The sequence below is a fragment of the Bacillus sp. BF2-3 genome, assembly GCF_008368795.1.
Classification (GTDB): Bacteria; Bacillota; Bacilli; order Bacillales; family Bacillaceae_G; genus Bacillus_A; species Bacillus_A cereus.
The window spans coordinates 19,945-36,690 of the sequence record NZ_QOSA01000044.1 but is presented as its reverse complement, the minus strand read 5'-3'; the positions used below and the strand labels follow the sequence as shown (position 1 = coordinate 36,690).

Below are 16,746 nucleotides of genomic sequence, written 5' to 3'. Positions count from 1 at the left end.
GAGAGAAGGGAAAACGTGGTCAAAAAAGTTTTTCTGAATGGGATGGAAGTGACAATTCAATTTATTATTTCGATTTTGGGGATTATTATGTTAGGGGCTCTGCCGAAATTGTTTTATGGATTTAAGCTGGATGTATCAAAGTACATACAGAGTTTAAAAGAAGTGTTTGTGAACTTAATGGATATTTCAAATTTGCAATATGTGAAAGGTAAATTTTTATTTCCGCAACTGTTCGTCCATTATAAAGAAACGATTATTATTTTTTTAGCTGCTTTTTTTATTTCATTATTTGTAGCATTTTGTATTGTTTATGTAATTATGAGTAGTTCACCGCGTATACAACATCGAATTAAATCATTTCTTATCTTCCTAGAATCTATTCCAGATATCCTTCTTATTTTAGTATCACAAATTTTAGTTATATGGTTTTTTAAACAAACAGGTTTTTTACCTTTTCAAATTGCTTCAATTGGAGGCGAGTCAATTAGAGGATTGCCGATACTTTGTTTGAGCATCCCGACTACGATTATGTTTGTAAAAATGGTCGTGCTTCGTTTTGAAAATGAACTAGAAAAAGATTATGTACTATTTGCTAAGGCGAAAGGGCTGGGGCGCTTTCATATTTTAAATCGTCATATTTTACGAAATGTGTTGCTTAGTACATTATTCTTTGCGAAAACGAATATCTTTTTTATGTTATCTAATTTATATATTATAGAATGGATTTTTAATACGGGTGGTATTTTTATGTTTTTGAAATCTTATTTTGGTATTAGAGTTGAGGTTTTCATCGTTAGTGTGCTTCTTATATATATTCCGATTTTTATTTTATTTAAATTGTTTCATTATCTCATTCCGGCTGCGATGAAGGAGAGATTATAATATGTGGACGTATATAAAACGTGATAAAAGATTTTGGATAAGCATTGGGTTTCTTCTCCTATTAGTTCTTTTGAGCATCGGAAATACGTTATGGAATGATGGACATATTAGACAAGTTACATTGCAATATGATGCGGATGAAAATCCACAAGTGCCACCGTTTTCACCTTCATTCCAATTTTTACTCGGGACAGATCGGAAAGGATACGACCTTTTACATTTAGTTATTGAAGGCGCGAAGTGGACGATTGGTATATCTATTTTAATTGCGGCACTTAGAATGGTAATAGGTGTGTTTTTCGGTGTCGTACTCGGAACGTATATAAAAAGAGGATTTTCAAAAATTGAGGCTTTCTTTGATAGTTTTACAGTTATTCCGACAGTTATGATTGCGTATTTTTTTCTTCAATTTGCAAATGCATTTGGAAGCGGGGAGGAAACAACAACCTTTTTTGAAAGGGCTTCGTTTCAAGTTGTCTTACTTGTAATGCTTGTAATGCCAGTTATTGCACTGTATGTTGCGAAGGAAGTTCGTAAATTGCGAACGGAGGAATTTGTTGATGCCGCACGCATATTAGGTGGATCGAGAAGACATATTGTTATAAAGCATCTTTTCCCGCACCTTTATATGACGTTTATACTTGTATTTTTTCAGCAGTTTACGCAGACTCTTACTATTTTACTGCACTTAGGGTTACTAGAAATATTCTTTGGCGGAACGGTTAAGTTTTTAGGACCGATAGAAGAAATAGAATCTTACACACATGAATGGTCAGGGCTAATTGGAGTCTATTTTAGATCTTTAACAGTGCATCCATGGATTCCTCTCGTCCCAATTACATTTTTCGGGCTTACCATTTTTTCAGGAAATATGATTGTAAAAAGTCTAGAAGAGGCGATGTTGAAAGTTCGATTAGGGGGAGAGATAAAGAAGGAAGTTGTAGAAGAGGAACAATCTGCTGTACAGTCAAAGGAAGAGTTGTTTACGTTTAAACATACGATGTGAAGAGAAAAAGAAGCAAGCATGGATTTCATGCTTGCTTCTTTTTACTTTGCAGAAACTTCACCTTCAGCTTCTGTTTGCGGAATAAAGTATCCGATTATACCACCAATTATTGCTGGAACGATCCAGCCGATTCCTAAGTTATAAAAAGGAATCGTGTGTACGATATTAGCGATAAAACTTGGTATCATTCCCACATTATCAAGTGCATGAATACAGCTAATAATGAATGCTGCGATCATTGCTCCGATGTAGACAGAAGGTTTACGTTTCGTATATTTATCGATAAATGATACGAAAATTAAAATGATTGTAATTGGGTACAAAATAATTAATACAGGTAGTGTGATTTTAATTAATAAGCTTAATCCTAAGTTTGAAATAACGAAACTAAAGATACAAACGTATAGTACGAGCTTTTTGTAAGAAACATTTGTTAATACTGTTGCGAAATAGTTGGCGAATGCACTTACAACACCAATTGCTGTTGTTAAACAAGCGAAGATAATGGCGATACTTAATAAAACATTACCGCTTGTCCCAAAGAATTGGTACATAACAGTTGCTAATAGTTGACCACCGTTCTCGAATTGTCCCAAGTTTCCGTTTGAAGCTCCGATATAACCGAGTAAGAAGTAAACAATTGTTAAGAATAGAGCAGCGATACTTCCGCAAATGATTGTATATTTCGCGATAGATTTCTTCTCTTGTATACCGTTTTGACGAATTGCATTTACAACAATTGTTGATAGTACGAGAGCGCCAATTGCATCTAACGTTAAAAATCCTTCAAGAAATCCTTTGAAAAACGGGATGTCTTTATAGTCACCGATAGGCTCTGCAAACGTTCCTGGTGAAAGAATCGCTTTTGTTGCCATAATTGCAATAATTACAAGTAAAATTGGCGTTAATATTTTACCAATATGATCTACTAGCTTGGATGGATTTAATGATAAGAAGTAAACGACTGTAAAGAAAATCGCACTAAAAACTAACATAGAATACCATTGATCTGGGAAAAGTGGTGCAATCCCAATTTCATAAGATACAGATCCAGTTCGTGGAATAACAAATAGTGGGCCGATTGAAAGATAAATAATGATAGCGAATACTGCTGCGAATTTTGGATGAACACGGCTCGCTAAAGTGTTAAAACTACCACCAGCAAGGGCAACAGCAACGATAGCAAGTAAAGATAAACCGACGTCTGTAATAATAAACCCTGTAATGGAAACCCACATATTTTCTCCGGAAGAAAGGCCAAGAAGGGGCGGGAAAATCATATTACCAGCACCGAAGAAAACTGCGAAGAGTAATAAACTAATCGAAAGTATTTGCGCTGGTTTCAAAGTTGTACGCATATAAAGAAAATCCTCCTAATGAGTATTTTTGTCGAAAATTCAAATAATTTGTCGAGTAACTGTTATTATTTTAAAGGTCTGATGACTAGAAAGCAATAGGGAATTTTGAAAAAATTAAAAAATAATGCATTAAATCGAATAAATATACTATTTGTATGTTTAATAGGAAGGATTTAACTTTTAACGTAAAAAAAACACATATCGCTAGGATACGTGTATTAAAAATATATTTTTCTATCGCGTTCTTCTTTTAAAATTTCAACCGCTTCTCGGAAACGTTGTGAATGGACAATTTCTCGTTCGCGTAAAAAGCGTAAACTGTCATTTATGTCGGGATCGTCAGATTGGTTGATAAGCCATTGATATGTGGCACGCGCTTTTTCTTCAGCCGCAATATCTTCGTATAGGTCGGCAATTGGATCACCTTTAGCTTGTATATAGGTTGCAGTAAATGGAACACCAGCTGCGTTATGGTAATGAAGTGCGCTGTCATGATCGACGTAATGAGGGTCGAGACCAGCTGCCTTCATCTGTTCAGGAGTCGCATCTTTTGTCAGCTTATAAACCATTGTAGCAATCATTTCAAGATGCGCAAATTCTTCTGTACCAATATCGGTAAGGAGGCCAATGACTTTATCCGGGATTGTATAACGCTGATTTAAGTAACGTAGTGCAGCAGCTAATTCTCCATCTGCACCACCGTATTGCTCAATTAATAATTTTGCAAGTGCTGGATTACAAGTTCCTACTTTAACAGGGTATTGTAATTTTTTTTCATAAATCCACATAGTTTCTCTCCTTTATATTTGCCATGGCCAAGGACCTTTGCTCCATTCCCAAGGGGCATTAGAATAGCTATTTCCATACTGTTGAAGCGGTCCATATTTTTCTTCCATCTGTTGTTTTAATACTCTTCGTTTATAGGAAAAATCATTAAATTGGTTAATAGCTGCTGTATCGTCTGGGTGGGTGTCTAAGTAAAGGGTTAGTTCAACTAATACAAAGTCTAATTCTTGGAGATTCTCTAAAAGTCGATAATACTCTTCTGGTAGTGGCTGGTTCACGTCAGTAGTCACCGCCCTTTTTTATAAGGATTTTCGTAATAATCATAAAAGATAGGCCATAAGGTTCCTTTTTGTAGTGCTTCTTTCGGTGAGAATTGTGGTAAATTTGGCGGTTGAAAACCTAAATATAAATTAGGAGGGGTAGAGTAATATTTTTTACCAATAGGAGGACAAGGATCTTGAGGACTATGATATGGCACATATGATTTCATATATTTATCCATTAATAAACCTCCCTATATTCTTCATCACTACGTATTGTATTCAGACATAATAGGCCTTTATGACACATATAAAAAAGTAATAGGTACGGGGGGAATGAATGTGGAGAATGTGAAACAATTCATTGTATTGGAAGTGAAAAACTTAAAGGAAACTTTGTATTTTTATGAAGGGATTTTAGGAATCAAGCCTAGTTTAGAAAGACCCCAATTAGATGTAACAGGGGTTTGGTATGATGCTGATTCAATGAGAGTTAGTTTTGTAATGAATCGTAGTTTGGGTGGGCGTGAGAAGAGTGTTACGGATTCGGTTGATGTACTAATGTTTTCAATTTCTAACATAGAGAACTTAAAGAAGAGGTTAGTGTTTTATAAAATTGCATATACAGAAAACAAAAGTGAGAAGAGTATTGTAGTACAAGACCCAGATGGATATAAAATTCAAGTGATAGAGAAGGACGAATAAACGGAGGGGATTTAGTGGAGAGGAATTATGAAGAAAGTGCATTGTTTGAGCATCAATTTTGGCTAAAGGTGCTTACTGATCATTCGCAATTTTTACTTGATGCATTAGCTCCGAAGGAAAAAGAGGATATAAAAAAGGCCACTTATTTTGTTGAAACATTTACGAATCTGTTAAATAAAGTTCGTAATGTGAATCTCATTGCGTTTTCAAAAGAGGCAGAACGAGCCGCAAAGGAAATACGAACGTTTAAATTAAGTATTATACAGAAACAACTCGAGGGAAAAATCACTATTCATTTTACGCCAACTTTCATCAATCATATGGTAAACGAAGTAGAAGAGTATATAACAGTGTTAGAATTTTTAAATAAAGGAGAAGTTCCGCCTGTTTTTCATGAATTACATTATCATCTCGTTTGGTTAACGGATGCGGCTGGCCATGCAGGGTCTATTTCTGGTGGATTAGATCTTGTTGAAAAAAGATTAAAAGAGAAAAGCGAAGAATTTACGAAGCACTTTGAACAATTTTATTTAAAGGCAGTTGAAATGACGGGGTATTTACGGACAGAGCTTCATCATTTTCCTGCATTAAAGAAGTTTACAAAAGATGTTTCACTTGAGTTAAAATTATTTTCGCATTTTCTCCATGAGGTCGAAGAGCTGGAGTTATCGAATGAAATATTAAGTGCATTATCTGCTAGAATGGCGGATCATATGGCAAGAGAAGAATGTTATTACTTATTAAAATTAGCACAATCGTCTGGACTTGAGATGCCAAAATGTAATCCGCTTTAAAGAAAAAAGAGGTCAATTTTATTTGGCCTCTTTTTCTGCTTTATTTTCTCTTTTTATTTTTGCTTGTTCAATACTTGCCTGTAATGTCTCCATAATATTGATGATGTTTGGAGTTGGAGAGATTGTTTCGGTTTTTTCCTGTTGTTCAATTTTGTTTTCGATTAGTTCGGTAAGGGCTTCTTTATACTCATCTGTATACATCTCTTGTTCAAAAGGATTTGTAAGATGGTGGATTAAATTGATTGCTGCTGTGAGTTCTTGTTTTTGAATCGGATAATTTTCGTTACTTGGTAAGTTAGGTGTATTTGTTATATCGCGAATTTCATTAGGGTAGTGAATAGTTTGTAATATAAGCCCATCTTCAAAGTTACGGATAATAGCTAAATGTTGTTTTTTTCTAATGGAAATATGGATAAGACCAAGTTTATTCGTACGTTCAAGTGCTTCTTTTAATAATAAATATGATTTTTCATGTCCTGAGGTAGGGCCTATAAAATAAGAACGATCGTAGAGAACAGAATCAATTTCGTTATTTTGGACAAAAGATATAATACGAATAGATCTTGGTTCGTGAGCTTTTTGCAACTCAGCTAATTCTTTTTCATCCATAATAATGTACTTATGAGGTGCGTATTCATAGGCTTTTACAATATCTTTATCATCAATTTCTTCATCCGTACAATCAGGAGCAAATTTTTTATATTTAATAGGTGTTAAGCATTCTTTATGAAGACTTAAAAATTTTATATCGTTTTCTTCTACGGCACTGTATAGTTTGATTCCTATATTTAATAGTCCAAGTGAAAGGGCACCTTTCCATACGGTATGCAAATGAAGCCTCTCCTTTCATTCAAAAATGATTATGTATATTATGAGATAGTAAGAAATTTCCTATACGTTTTTTGTTTTTACGGAATGTTAAGCAGGAGGATGTGGGATATAAAATATATTGACAAGCCCTCCAAAATATTTTAATGTGATTGTATAAAATTGTGTATATAAAGGGGAGTAACTTATTACAGTAAAGTCGTCATTACAGGGAGAAACCCTCGGCTTTATTGGCAACGTTTCGTTGTTAGTGAGACCTTTACCAGCAATGGTAAAGGCCCCTTATTGTCTTTTTTAGGACCCTTACCATGTTTGGTAGGGGCCTTTTTGTATACAAAGAGAGGAGATATAAAAATGAAAAAACTTATTAGTAGATTAAGAGTTGTATTTCATGTTCGCCGATTTGTTCCATTCCTATTTGACTTTTTCACTTCAAAAGAGGTTTCAATAAAGAAGAAAATTTTATCTATTGCGTTTTTAGTTGGTTATGTTGCGATGCCGCTCGATTTAATTCCAGACTTCTTACCGTTTATCGGTATTTTAGATGATATTGGAATTGTATTATTTATTTTGAACCGAATTGTAAAAATGGCGCCAGTTCAATTACAAGAAAAGCATAACGTAAACGTAGGATAGGAGTTGGGGTAGAAAATATGGAGCAAATTATTTTAGATATAATCGAGTTTTTAAAGCAATTTTCTTATTTTGGAGTTGTGTTAGCATTAACGTTTGAATTTATTCCAGCAGAAGTAGTTTTGCCCATGGTTGGTTATTGGGTGTACGAGGGAGATATGAATTTTTGGCTTGCTGTATTAGCCGGAACCCTCGGCGGAACGACAGGACCTTTAACGTTATATGCACTCGGTTATTACGGTGGTCGTCCTCTATTAATAAAATACGGGAAATACTTCTTCATTAAAGAAGAACAAATTCAAAAAGCAGATGATTTCTTTGAGAAATATGGACCGGTTGTAGCATTTGTTGGACGCTTTGTGCCAGGAGTTCGAACGCTTATTTCTGTTCCATGTGGTATGGCGAAAATGAACATATGGAAATTTAGCATATATACATTTGTAGCAATGTTCCCGTTAACGACTTTGTATGTTTATTTTGGAATGAAATTAGGTCCACATTGGGAAAAAGCAGCGGATGTTGTTGGGCAATATATGTTACCGATATTAGGAGGCGTTATTCTTATCGTTGCTAGTATCTTTGTCTATAAATATATGAAAAAAAGAAACAAAACAGAATCTATCTAGTCACATGAATATTTTTTGAAAATAGATGAATAGTACAGGCAAAAGACTCTGGGGGACATACACATATAGGGAATATAAAAGAGAGAGGGGAAACAACTATGTCTTGTGAGTGCTCAGGGTCAGCATTAACTTGTTGTCCAGATAAAAATTATGTGCAAGATAAAGTGTGTAGTCCGTGGTCTGCTACTGTAGTTGCAACAGCAATTGATAATGTTCTCTATACAAATAATATTAACCAAAACGTAATTGGTACTGGCTTTGTTAAATATGATGTTGGACCAGGCCCAATTACTGTAGAGGTACTTGATTCTGCTGGGGGTACAATTGATACACAAACATTAAATCCAGGAACGAGTATTGCTTTTACGTATCGCCGCTTTGATAGTATACAAGTTGTGTTACCTGCAACACCTGCTGGAACGTATCAGGGAGAATTTTGTATTACAACACGTTATCCACTTTCATAGCAGAATAGGAGAGGATCGAAATGGGAATGAGAAGTTCCAGTTTGTCTTGTTGTTCTAATAAAACACTTGTGCAAGACCAAGTATGTACAGACTGGTCTATTACAGGTGCTGGTACTCAAATTGTATATACAAATAATATCACGCAAGAAGTATATGGTTCAGGCTACGTGAAGTATGATGTAGGTGCCAACCCGATTACAGTTGATTTTTTAGTAGGTGCAACAGTGGTTGATACAATTACTGTACAACCACAAAGTAGTGGTACTTTCACTGTCCGATATTTTACTACTGTCCGAATTACTACGACAGGAACGACTGTTAATCAAGGAGAGTTTTGTATTACAGTACGTTATCCAATCTCATAAAAAGCATACCGTGACGGTATGCTTTTTATATTAAGGAAATAATGAAATTGGTATTCTATAAGCAACATGTAAATTCGCAACAGTACTTGCCTTCTAAATATAGTGAAGGATTACTTGTTATATTGATAATATTGATCGACTGTAGGTCTTTTCCTGTGTACGATATTGTATTACCAGGAAACACAGTGAAAATATTGGTTACTGTTCCAACGATTTGAATTGTAATTGCTTCGTTGCTGCTAGTACTATTGTAAACCGAGACAGTACCTGATATAAGTAGTATCCCATCACTTTGCCATAGTATCATTAATTGTGATGCATCTTTGGCAGAGGAGATGGTGTTATTAGTTATGAGGAAATTCCCTGCAAATTCATTTGTTACTCGCTCGCAATTTGGATTTGGAGGAGGGGGCGGTGGACAAGGGTCTGGACAAATAATAGATAAAGGAGCGAAACAGCCGATATTTTTTTTATTCTTCAATACAACCCCTCCTTTTAAGTTGTCTTTTATTACTATTAAATGTAAAAGCATGGCCGATGTGTTAAAAAAAGAAGGAAATATTAAAAATTAAGATTGTCTAATAGGCTTAAACCTTAACTTATCATTAGTGTTATAGAAAAGATTATATGTGAATAGTCATAGGAAAAGAATGATCAGACTCTTTTAGACAAAAGGTGGTTTTATACAATAGTACGAGTAATGTTGGACTTAATTTCTAATTAACTGTATATTTACAAAAATCTAATAAAGTTCATTTGTTATTTAAACGACATTAACATGTATTAGATAAAATAGCCCTTGTAATGAATCAATTATTATGAGGAGGATTCACGTGGACAGAAATGCTTTAAGAAAAGTAAAAGGCCTTATTGGATTATTAATGTTTTTTGTATTAGCATTCGTATCATTTCCATGGAGTACATCAGTCAAGGCGGAAGAGAAAAAGCAAGAAAAGGCATCAAGTGAGAAGAAGATAGTTTTTCCAGTTGTAAGTGATGTGCATATTAAAAACAGTGGAACAGATGATACGTTTCGCTGGAAAAGAGCGATTGAACAGTTTAATACACTAGCACCAAAGCAAGATGCATTTGTTATTGTAGGTGATTTCACAGATACAGGATCAGTGCAGCAATATGATCGTTTCATGCAAGTGTATAATGAAAATGCAAATAAAGATGCCGTGAGAATGAATTCTCTTGGTAACCATGATTATTGGAACGGTTTATCTGTAGAGGGCGCACAGAAGCGTTTCTTAGAAAAAACAGGTATGGAATCAATTTATTATCATAAAGTGGTAAAAGGTTATCACTTCCTTGTTATGTCTCCAGAGAATGGAACAACTCATGGCTATTATTCGGACAAGCAAATTAATTGGTTAAAAGAAGAAATGGCAAAAGCGCAAAAAGATGATCCAGAAAAACCGATTTTTGTATTTTTACATCAACACATTAAAGAGACAGTATACGGTAGTCATGAATGGGGAACACAAGATAGCGCAAAAATTAATGCAGTATTAAAAGAATACCCACAAGTTATTACGTTTTCAGGTCATTCACATTATCCATTAGATGATCCGAGATCGATACATCAAAAAGACTTTACATCAGTTGGTACATCTTCAGTAAGTTATATGGAAGTTGAAGGTGGTAAAGTACAAGGGAATATCCCGCCAGGAGCTAGTACGTTAAGCCAAGGTTTATTAGTAGAAGTAGATGATAAAGAAGTAACGATTAATCGTCGTGATTTCCATACGAATTCTTGGACAGGCGAGCCTTGGAAAATTAAATTACCAGCAAAGAAAGAAACATTTACACATGTAGAAGATCGTGATAAAGAAAAGCCATACTTTGCTAAGGATGTAAAGCTTGCTGTATCAAATGTAACAGAAAATGCGGCAACAGTAACATTCCCACAAGCGTTGGACAACCTCCTTGTTCACTCTTACCGTGTGCAGGCTAGAGATAAGCAAACGGGTGAAATGAAAAATAAATTGTTAGCATTCTCAGAGTTTTATCGTGATCCAGTGCCGAAAGATCTTACGTTTACACTGGCAGGGTTAGATGGCGGGAAAACATATACACTTGAAGTTGTTGCAATTGATTCGTTTGGTAATGAAAGTGCGCAGCCTTTAACGGCAGAAATTACTACGAAAAAAGATGATATTGATCCGAATGTAAAAGTGCCAAAGGCTGATGTTTTTGATGTGAATTTTGCAGATGGTACATTTAAAGACAATTCACCATTTGGTACAAAAGGTGATGTGAAGGGCAATGTGACTATTGAATATGATAAAGCATTGAAAAAGAATGTTATGAAGTTAAACGGACAATCTAATACATTTGGATACCTTCCATTTTCAGCAGCACAAAAAGAGAAAGTAGCAAATACATTTACGTTAGAAACGGTATTTTCAATGAATCAAATCCGTGGCCAAGGTATTTTGCAAAATACAGAGAGCGGCGGAATTGGATTTGAGTCTACAGGAAGTGGATATGTTGAATTATGGGCTCACATTGGTGGCAGCTATAAACGTGTTGGAGTTCAATTAGAAGCGAACAAAACGTATCATTTAACAGGAACGTATAACGGAAGTGAAGTAGCTATTTATGTCGATGGTAAAAAAGTAAATAGCCAACCAGCTACAGGGAAAGTGTATCATCCAAATGTACCATTTGCACTTGGAGCGGATCCTGATAGCAATGGAAATGGTGGCATTCCGTTAAATGGACAAATCGCGCTTGCGAAATTATATAGTAAAGCGTTAAGTTCTTCAGAAGTATTAGCAGCGTACAATGAGTTTTCTAACCGTACGAAATTAGAGCAAGTGAACGCGTTATATGAAGAGCTTGGAAAAGGGAAAGAAGTGTTAGCTGGTACGTATGAGTTTGGTGATAAGCCAGGTCAATATTCAAAGGAAGCATTTCAAGAACTAGAGAAAAGCTATAATAATGCAAAACAAGTGTTTGAAAATGTAGGGAGCACGGGAGAGCAAATCGTTCAAACATATAACGAATTAAAAACAGCTAATGTAACATTTGTACAATCTAAAGTAGTAGAACAACCGAAAACACCGAAAGAAAAATTACAAATCAATATTGAATCTGCAAAAGTAGTAGTGAAAAAAGCGCAAGATGCAAATGTAACGGACGGTTCAGTGAAAGCACTGAGTCAAAAAATTACAGTGGCCGAAGCTGTAGTGAAAGATGTAAAAGTAAAAGATACACAGGTAGAAACAATGAATCGTACATTAGAGTATACGATTTCACTTGTTGAAAAAAGCATAAACAAATAAGAGAGAAGAAAAGAAGCTTATCATGATAGGCTTCTTTTTTGTTATACTAAAATTAGTATAGAATGAAGGAGCGAATAATTTGGAACAGAAAAAGCTAAAAAGAATTCTTGAATATGTATGGATCGCGGTTGTGCTCCTTGTAGGATATTATTTCTTAAAAGAAAAAAGTATATGGGTTTTATTTTTAATGACGTTTTTATTAGCGGGTTTAGGCACGTTATTTATTAATTTCTTCTTTGATAGTTTAAATGCCTGGAAGAATAAAAAGAAGGGAACGAAGTAAAGGAGGGAATATATGCAAAAGTGGAAGCTCATATATCAGGTGATTATTTTCCTATTGCTTGTAGGTATTGGAATTGTGAAATACGCAACGCCAATAGGAAATTGGGCATGGTTTACAGCTTGCATCGGCATATTTTTCATTTTACAGTCGTTAACGAAAAAATATAATAGTACAGAAAAATAGCTCGCCGCTAAAACGGCGAGCTATTTTGTTATGCTTTTTTCTTTTCATCATTTGTTTTTTCAATAGCTAAATGACTATGTTTCCTAGAGTAGAAGAAATAGAAGCATAAGCCGACTATAAGCCAAACTGCAAAGCTAATCCATGTTGTTTTAGACAAATTGATCATTAAATATAAGCAGCAAAGAATCGCGACAACTGGTAATACAGGTACGAAAGGTGTACGGAATCCACGTTTTAAATCAGGGTGTGTTTTTCGTAAAATAAGTACTGCGCAGCAAACGAATGTAAAGGCTGTTAACGTACCGATGTTTACTAAATTCGCTAGCAAATGTAAGTCTAAAAGGCCTGCTAATAAAGCAGCAACAACGCCAGTAATCCACGTATTTAATAAAGGGATTTTTACTTTTTTATTTACACGTGCTAACGCTTTTGGAAGTAAACCGTCACGGCTCATCGCATACGAAACGCGAACTTGTCCATACATAACGACTAAGAGAACGGTTGTCATTCCAGTCATCGCTCCAACAGCGAGTAGTCCTGCAATTGTATCCTCACCAACGAAATGCAATGCAAATGCAACTGGATCAGAAACGTCTAATTGCGTATAAGGAACCATACCTGTTAAAACGAAAGATACGATCATATATAAAACAGTACAAATAAGAAGAGAACCGATAATACCAATTGGTAAGTCACGCTGCGGTTTTTTCGTTTCTTCTGCAGCTGTTGCGATTGCATCAAATCCTAAGAAGGCGAAGAACACAGTGGCAGCCCCAGTAATAATACCGTCGTATCCGAATGGGATGAACGGTGTCCAGTTTTCAGGTTTTACATATTTTGCACCTGCTACGATAAAAGCGATAATAACGGCTAACTTAATAAGAACCATAATATTATTAATGCGTGCGCTTTCGCGTATACCAAAACTTAAAAGGCCCGTAATAAGAAGTAAAATACAGACAGCAGGTAAATCGATGAGACCACCTTTTCCTACGCCGGGGGCCGAGGCGATTATGGCGGGCAGGTGTATATTGAACCCTTGTAGTAATGATTGCAAATAACCAGACCAACCGACAGCTACTGCTGCAACGGCAAGTAAATATTCGAGCATTAAACACCATCCGACGATGAAGGCGACGACTTCTCCGACTGTCATGTATGCGTAAGTATACACACTTCCTGAGACAGGAATAGAAGAAGCAAATTCAGCGTAACAAAAGGCTACACAAGCACAAGTAAATGCAGCAATAAGGAATGATAGCATAATACCAGGACCAGAATGTTTTGCTGCAACAATACCTGTTAATACAAAGATCCCTGTCCCAATTACGGCGCCGATTCCTAAAAATGTTAAATCGAGTGCAGTTAATGTTCTAGCTAGCTGCTTTGGTGATTCAGTACTAAGCGCTTTTTTTCGTAATAATGACTTCACTTTGGACTCTCCCCCCGTTTTTTCATTTCCATAACTGCGACTATAGTATGAGTCCATTAAAAAAGAGTAAGTAAGGAAGTGGAGGTGCAGTTATGGTATGTAGTTTTTTAAAATTGCTGGATTAATCTTAATATAATTCAGAATATTTTGTCAAATAAAAATATGACAAATAAAATGCGGATCAATAGGGGAAACTACTTGCAGAAATGGACGGGGGTTAACGACCCACTGATTAAAGTTAAAGTAGGAGCAGATGCTATGTTATTTTATTTTGAACTTGTCGTCATTTTACTTTGTACGAAATTAGCTGGTGACATTAGTGTAAGACTTGGTCAGCCTTCTGTACTTGGTAAGTTAATTGTCGGTATTATTATCGGTCCGGCTGTACTTGGTATTATTAATAGTTCTGAACTGATTGATGAATTGAGTGAGATTGGTGTTTTGTTACTTATGTTTATGGCGGGACTTGAAACAGATTTAGAAGAGTTAAATCGGAATTTGAAATCGTCGTTTGCAGTAGCGGCCGGTGGAATTATTTTTCCTTTCATTGGTGGTTATGTAACAGGATTGCTGTTTGGATTAATACAATCCCATGCCATTTTTTTAGGGTTATTACTTTGCGCAACATCGGTTAGTATTACGGTGCAGACGCTACGTGATCTAGGAAAAATGAATACGAGAGAAAGTACAACCATTTTAGGTGCTGCCGTATTTGATGATGTCATTGTCGTTATTTTATTAGCATTTGTAATGAGTTTTTTAGGAACGCAAGATGTGAATATAACACTGGTCATTGTAAAGAAAATTATTTTCTTTGTAAGTATTGTTTTTATTGCTTGGAAAGTCGTTCCTTGGATTATGAAAATGCTTGTCCCGCTTCGTGTAACAGAAGCGTTAATTAGTGCAGCTCTTATTATTTGCTTCTCTTTTTCTTATTACAGTGAAATGATGGGAATTGCAGGCATTATTGGAGCATTCGCAGCAGGAATTGCTATTTCTCAAACAGAGTATAAGCATGAAGTGGAACATAAAATTGAACCGATTGCTTATGCAATATTTGTTCCAGTATTCTTCGTAAGTATCGGAATGGAAATTACATTTCAAGGCATTGGAAGTCAGCTTTGGTTCATTATTATTATGACTCTCGTTGCGATTTTCACAAAGTTAATCGGATCCGGCTTAGGCGCAAGACTGACAGGATTTAATCGCCAATCTTCTATCAGTATTGGTGTGGGGATGGTATCACGTGGTGAAGTAGCGCTTATCATCGCAGCAAATGGACTTACGGCGAATTTATTAGCGAAAGAAAATTTCACAGCGATTGTTATTGTTGTTATATTGACGACAATTATCACACCGCCACTTTTGAAGAAATATTTTGTATAGACAGGAAGGGCTTATCTGATGTAGGTAAGCTCTTTTTTTATTCCCAAAAGCAATGATCATATAGCATGAAGGGTTTGTAATTATGGTAAAATCTATGTATGTGATATGACAAGGAGAGGGAAGTGTGAAGATTACGAAGGAGAAGGTTATCGGTGTAATCGTACTTATTGCAGTATGTATACCATTTACTGCATGGAAAGAATCAAAAGTGAAAGATTTTCCGGTTTCTATTTTTTCGGAAGAAGCAGATGGTGAGTACGGTCAGAAGCTGAAATATACTGCTTTTTTACCTGATGTTGCGATTTGGATGAACGGTTGGGAAAAGAAGTGGACAGAGGGGGAAAGAACTGTTTATCAAAAAGGGAATCGCATTGTAAATGTGTTTCATCCTCCTGGCGATGATGGTTATTACCTTCTTGAAGCAAGAGAAAATAAGTGAACGCAACCGTAAGAAGTGGAGGTTAAATAGTGAAAGCTTCAACATTACTATTTAAAATTGAAAGTAATATGGATCAATTTTCACCAGCTGAGAAGAAGGTTGCCATGTACATAATGGAGAATGCAGAGATTGTACCGAATTTAACGACGAAAGAAGTGTCAACGAATGCAGGCGCAAGTGAAGCGAGTGTCGTTCGCTTTTGTAAATCGATTGGAATCGGAAGTTTTAAAGCATTTAAGATAGCACTCGTTCGTGAATTAACGATTGCTGATTATAATATTAACGATTTTTCAGTGATGAATACAGAAGATGGACCGTATGATTTATTTAATAAAGTTACTTATGTGAATAAAGCTGCAATTGAGGCGAGTGTTACTGCGATAGATAAGAAGGAACTTGAGAAAGCAGCGGATCGTATCGTCAATGCGGGCAAAATTATATTTTACGGCGTAGGTGGATCAGCTACGCCAGCGATGGATGGGGCGTATAAATTTACACGGCTCGGATTTACAGCGATGATGCTATCTGATTTTCATATGATGTTGCCGCTTGTGACGAATTTAAAAGAAGGCGATATATTTGTTGCGATTTCAACATCTGGTCGAACGAGAGATGTGCTTGAAATGGCGCAGTATGCAAAGAGACAAGGTGCAACTGTTATTGGAATTACGAAATTAGATCAATCATCCCCCCTATATAAAGAAGCGGATATTCGCCTTTGTATGCCAGATGTAGAACAAGATCATCGTATTGCGAGTATTGCTTCGAGAATGACACAATTGAATATGATCGATGCTTTATATGTGATTACTTTCAATCGAATTGGTAATAAAGTATTGGATCAATTTATGGAGACGCGAGAAGAAGCGTTGCGGTTACGGAAGTTAAAGTAGAAGAAAAGATGAGGAGACTCATCTTTTTTATTATCTTTGACACAAATATGTCATGTTGTGAAATTTTATTTCATAAAATAAGAAAGGGTTATTGATTTTTAGTTTCTTAAAGTTATAATAAAAGTGT

At 35.6% G+C, this 16,746-nt stretch carries 22 protein-coding genes; 15 read left to right on the top strand and 7 right to left on the bottom strand.

Features of this window, described 5'->3' with window-relative positions; genetic code table 11:
- Positions 1–15 precede the first annotated feature (15 nt).
- Both DN401_RS25345 and DN401_RS25340 read left to right on the top strand, forming a co-directional pair.
- Positions 16–882 carry an ABC transporter permease subunit gene (locus tag DN401_RS25345; RefSeq protein ID WP_000239670.1) on the top strand — a complete coding sequence of 289 codons (867 nt, stop codon included), beginning with the start codon at positions 16–18 and terminating at the stop codon, positions 880–882.
- Between the two features lies 1 nt (position 883).
- Positions 884–1,888 (top strand): ABC transporter permease, encoded by a 1,005-nt coding sequence (locus DN401_RS25340; RefSeq protein WP_086404835.1) that lies wholly within the window; start codon positions 884–886, stop codon positions 1,886–1,888.
- A 41-nt stretch (positions 1,889–1,929) separates the two neighbouring features.
- On the opposite strand, the gene brnQ2 is transcribed toward DN401_RS25340, so the two are convergent.
- The 4 genes from brnQ2 to DN401_RS25320 all read right to left on the bottom strand — a co-directional run bounded on the left by brnQ2 (position 1,930) and on the right by DN401_RS25320 (position 4,534).
- Positions 1,930–3,246: a branched-chain amino acid transport system II carrier protein BrnQ2 gene (gene brnQ2, locus DN401_RS25335; RefSeq protein ID WP_001260934.1), complete on the bottom strand. Its 1,317-nt coding sequence runs from the start codon at positions 3,244–3,246 to the stop codon at positions 1,930–1,932.
- Positions 3,247–3,464: 218 nt separating this feature from the next.
- A complete protein-coding gene (cotJC, locus tag DN401_RS25330; RefSeq protein WP_000265278.1) occupies positions 3,465–4,034 on the bottom strand; it encodes a spore coat protein CotJC in 570 nt (189 codons plus the stop codon).
- 12 nt (positions 4,035–4,046) lie between these two features.
- Positions 4,047–4,310 carry a spore coat protein CotJB gene (cotJB, locus tag DN401_RS25325; protein WP_001075543.1) on the bottom strand — a complete coding sequence of 88 codons (264 nt, stop codon included), beginning with the start codon at positions 4,308–4,310 and terminating at the stop codon, positions 4,047–4,049.
- Between the two features lie 8 nt (positions 4,311–4,318).
- A complete protein-coding gene (locus tag DN401_RS25320) occupies positions 4,319–4,534 on the bottom strand; it encodes a spore coat associated protein CotJA (protein ID WP_000362187.1) in 216 nt (71 codons plus the stop codon).
- Positions 4,535–4,568: 34 nt separating this feature from the next.
- Between DN401_RS25320 and DN401_RS25315 the strand changes: the two genes are divergently transcribed.
- Both DN401_RS25315 and DN401_RS25310 read left to right on the top strand, forming a co-directional pair.
- Complete coding sequence (locus tag DN401_RS25315) at positions 4,569–4,997, top strand: VOC family protein (protein ID WP_162837398.1); 429 nt, start codon at positions 4,569–4,571, stop codon at positions 4,995–4,997.
- A 14-nt stretch (positions 4,998–5,011) separates the two neighbouring features.
- The gene (locus DN401_RS25310) at positions 5,012–5,791 is read left to right on the top strand and encodes a DUF2935 domain-containing protein (protein ID WP_000440988.1); all 780 of its coding nucleotides are present in this window, start codon (positions 5,012–5,014) and stop codon (positions 5,789–5,791) included.
- Positions 5,792–5,809: 18 nt separating this feature from the next.
- On the opposite strand, the gene ku is transcribed toward DN401_RS25310, so the two are convergent.
- On the bottom strand, positions 5,810–6,622 hold the full coding sequence (ku, locus tag DN401_RS25305; RefSeq protein ID WP_000557740.1) for a non-homologous end joining protein Ku: 813 nt from the start codon (positions 6,620–6,622) through the stop codon (positions 5,810–5,812).
- Between the two features lie 351 nt (positions 6,623–6,973).
- On the opposite strand from ku, the gene DN401_RS25300 reads away from it, so the two are divergent.
- The 4 genes from DN401_RS25300 (at position 6,974) to DN401_RS25285 (ending at position 8,710) form a co-directional block, all read left to right on the top strand.
- Positions 6,974–7,255, top strand: a complete 282-nt coding sequence (locus tag DN401_RS25300) for a YkvA family protein (protein WP_000733844.1) — start codon at positions 6,974–6,976, stop codon at positions 7,253–7,255.
- 17 nt (positions 7,256–7,272) lie between these two features.
- Positions 7,273–7,878 (top strand): DedA family protein, encoded by a 606-nt coding sequence (locus DN401_RS25295; protein WP_000435017.1) that lies wholly within the window; start codon positions 7,273–7,275, stop codon positions 7,876–7,878.
- Positions 7,879–7,976: 98 nt separating this feature from the next.
- A complete protein-coding gene (locus DN401_RS25290; protein WP_001277537.1) occupies positions 7,977–8,345 on the top strand; it encodes a DUF3992 domain-containing protein in 369 nt (122 codons plus the stop codon).
- 20 nt (positions 8,346–8,365) lie between these two features.
- Positions 8,366–8,710 carry a DUF3992 domain-containing protein gene (locus DN401_RS25285; RefSeq protein WP_000525819.1) on the top strand — a complete coding sequence of 115 codons (345 nt, stop codon included), beginning with the start codon at positions 8,366–8,368 and terminating at the stop codon, positions 8,708–8,710.
- Positions 8,711–8,765: 55 nt separating this feature from the next.
- On the opposite strand, the gene DN401_RS25280 is transcribed toward DN401_RS25285, so the two are convergent.
- Positions 8,766–9,146: an S-Ena type endospore appendage gene (locus DN401_RS25280; RefSeq protein ID WP_224201637.1), complete on the bottom strand. Its 381-nt coding sequence runs from the start codon at positions 9,144–9,146 to the stop codon at positions 8,766–8,768.
- Between DN401_RS25280 and DN401_RS30340 the strand changes: the two genes are divergently transcribed.
- The 4 genes from DN401_RS30340 (at position 9,034) to DN401_RS29960 (ending at position 12,469) form a co-directional block, all read left to right on the top strand.
- The gene (locus DN401_RS30340) at positions 9,034–9,282 is read left to right on the top strand and encodes a hypothetical protein (RefSeq protein ID WP_002025365.1); all 249 of its coding nucleotides are present in this window, start codon (positions 9,034–9,036) and stop codon (positions 9,280–9,282) included. The genes DN401_RS25280 and DN401_RS30340 overlap by 113 nt on opposite strands.
- Positions 9,283–9,543: 261 nt before the next feature.
- Entirely contained in the window at positions 9,544–12,003 is a 2,460-nt protein-coding gene (locus DN401_RS25275; RefSeq protein ID WP_000375659.1) for a LamG-like jellyroll fold domain-containing protein, read from the top strand.
- Between the two features lie 79 nt (positions 12,004–12,082).
- The gene (locus tag DN401_RS25270; protein WP_000435797.1) at positions 12,083–12,286 is read left to right on the top strand and encodes a hypothetical protein; all 204 of its coding nucleotides are present in this window, start codon (positions 12,083–12,085) and stop codon (positions 12,284–12,286) included.
- Between the two features lie 12 nt (positions 12,287–12,298).
- The gene (locus tag DN401_RS29960) at positions 12,299–12,469 is read left to right on the top strand and encodes a hypothetical protein (protein ID WP_001174838.1); all 171 of its coding nucleotides are present in this window, start codon (positions 12,299–12,301) and stop codon (positions 12,467–12,469) included.
- A 28-nt stretch (positions 12,470–12,497) separates the two neighbouring features.
- Here DN401_RS29960 and DN401_RS25265 read toward each other — a convergent pair whose 3' ends face one another.
- Positions 12,498–13,958, bottom strand: coding sequence for a branched-chain amino acid transporter BcaP (locus tag DN401_RS25265; RefSeq protein ID WP_002040681.1), 1,461 nt, complete (start codon positions 13,956–13,958; stop codon positions 12,498–12,500).
- A gap of 105 nt (positions 13,959–14,063) precedes the next feature.
- On the opposite strand from DN401_RS25265, the gene DN401_RS25260 reads away from it, so the two are divergent.
- The 3 genes from DN401_RS25260 to DN401_RS25250 all read left to right on the top strand — a co-directional run bounded on the left by DN401_RS25260 (position 14,064) and on the right by DN401_RS25250 (position 16,619).
- Entirely contained in the window at positions 14,064–15,287 is a 1,224-nt protein-coding gene (locus DN401_RS25260; RefSeq protein ID WP_370512997.1) for a cation:proton antiporter, read from the top strand.
- Between the two features lie 124 nt (positions 15,288–15,411).
- A complete protein-coding gene (locus DN401_RS25255; protein ID WP_000704958.1) occupies positions 15,412–15,726 on the top strand; it encodes a hypothetical protein in 315 nt (104 codons plus the stop codon).
- A gap of 29 nt (positions 15,727–15,755) precedes the next feature.
- Entirely contained in the window at positions 15,756–16,619 is an 864-nt protein-coding gene (locus DN401_RS25250; RefSeq protein WP_000648168.1) for a MurR/RpiR family transcriptional regulator, read from the top strand.
- The last annotated feature ends 127 nt before the right edge of the window (positions 16,620–16,746 follow it).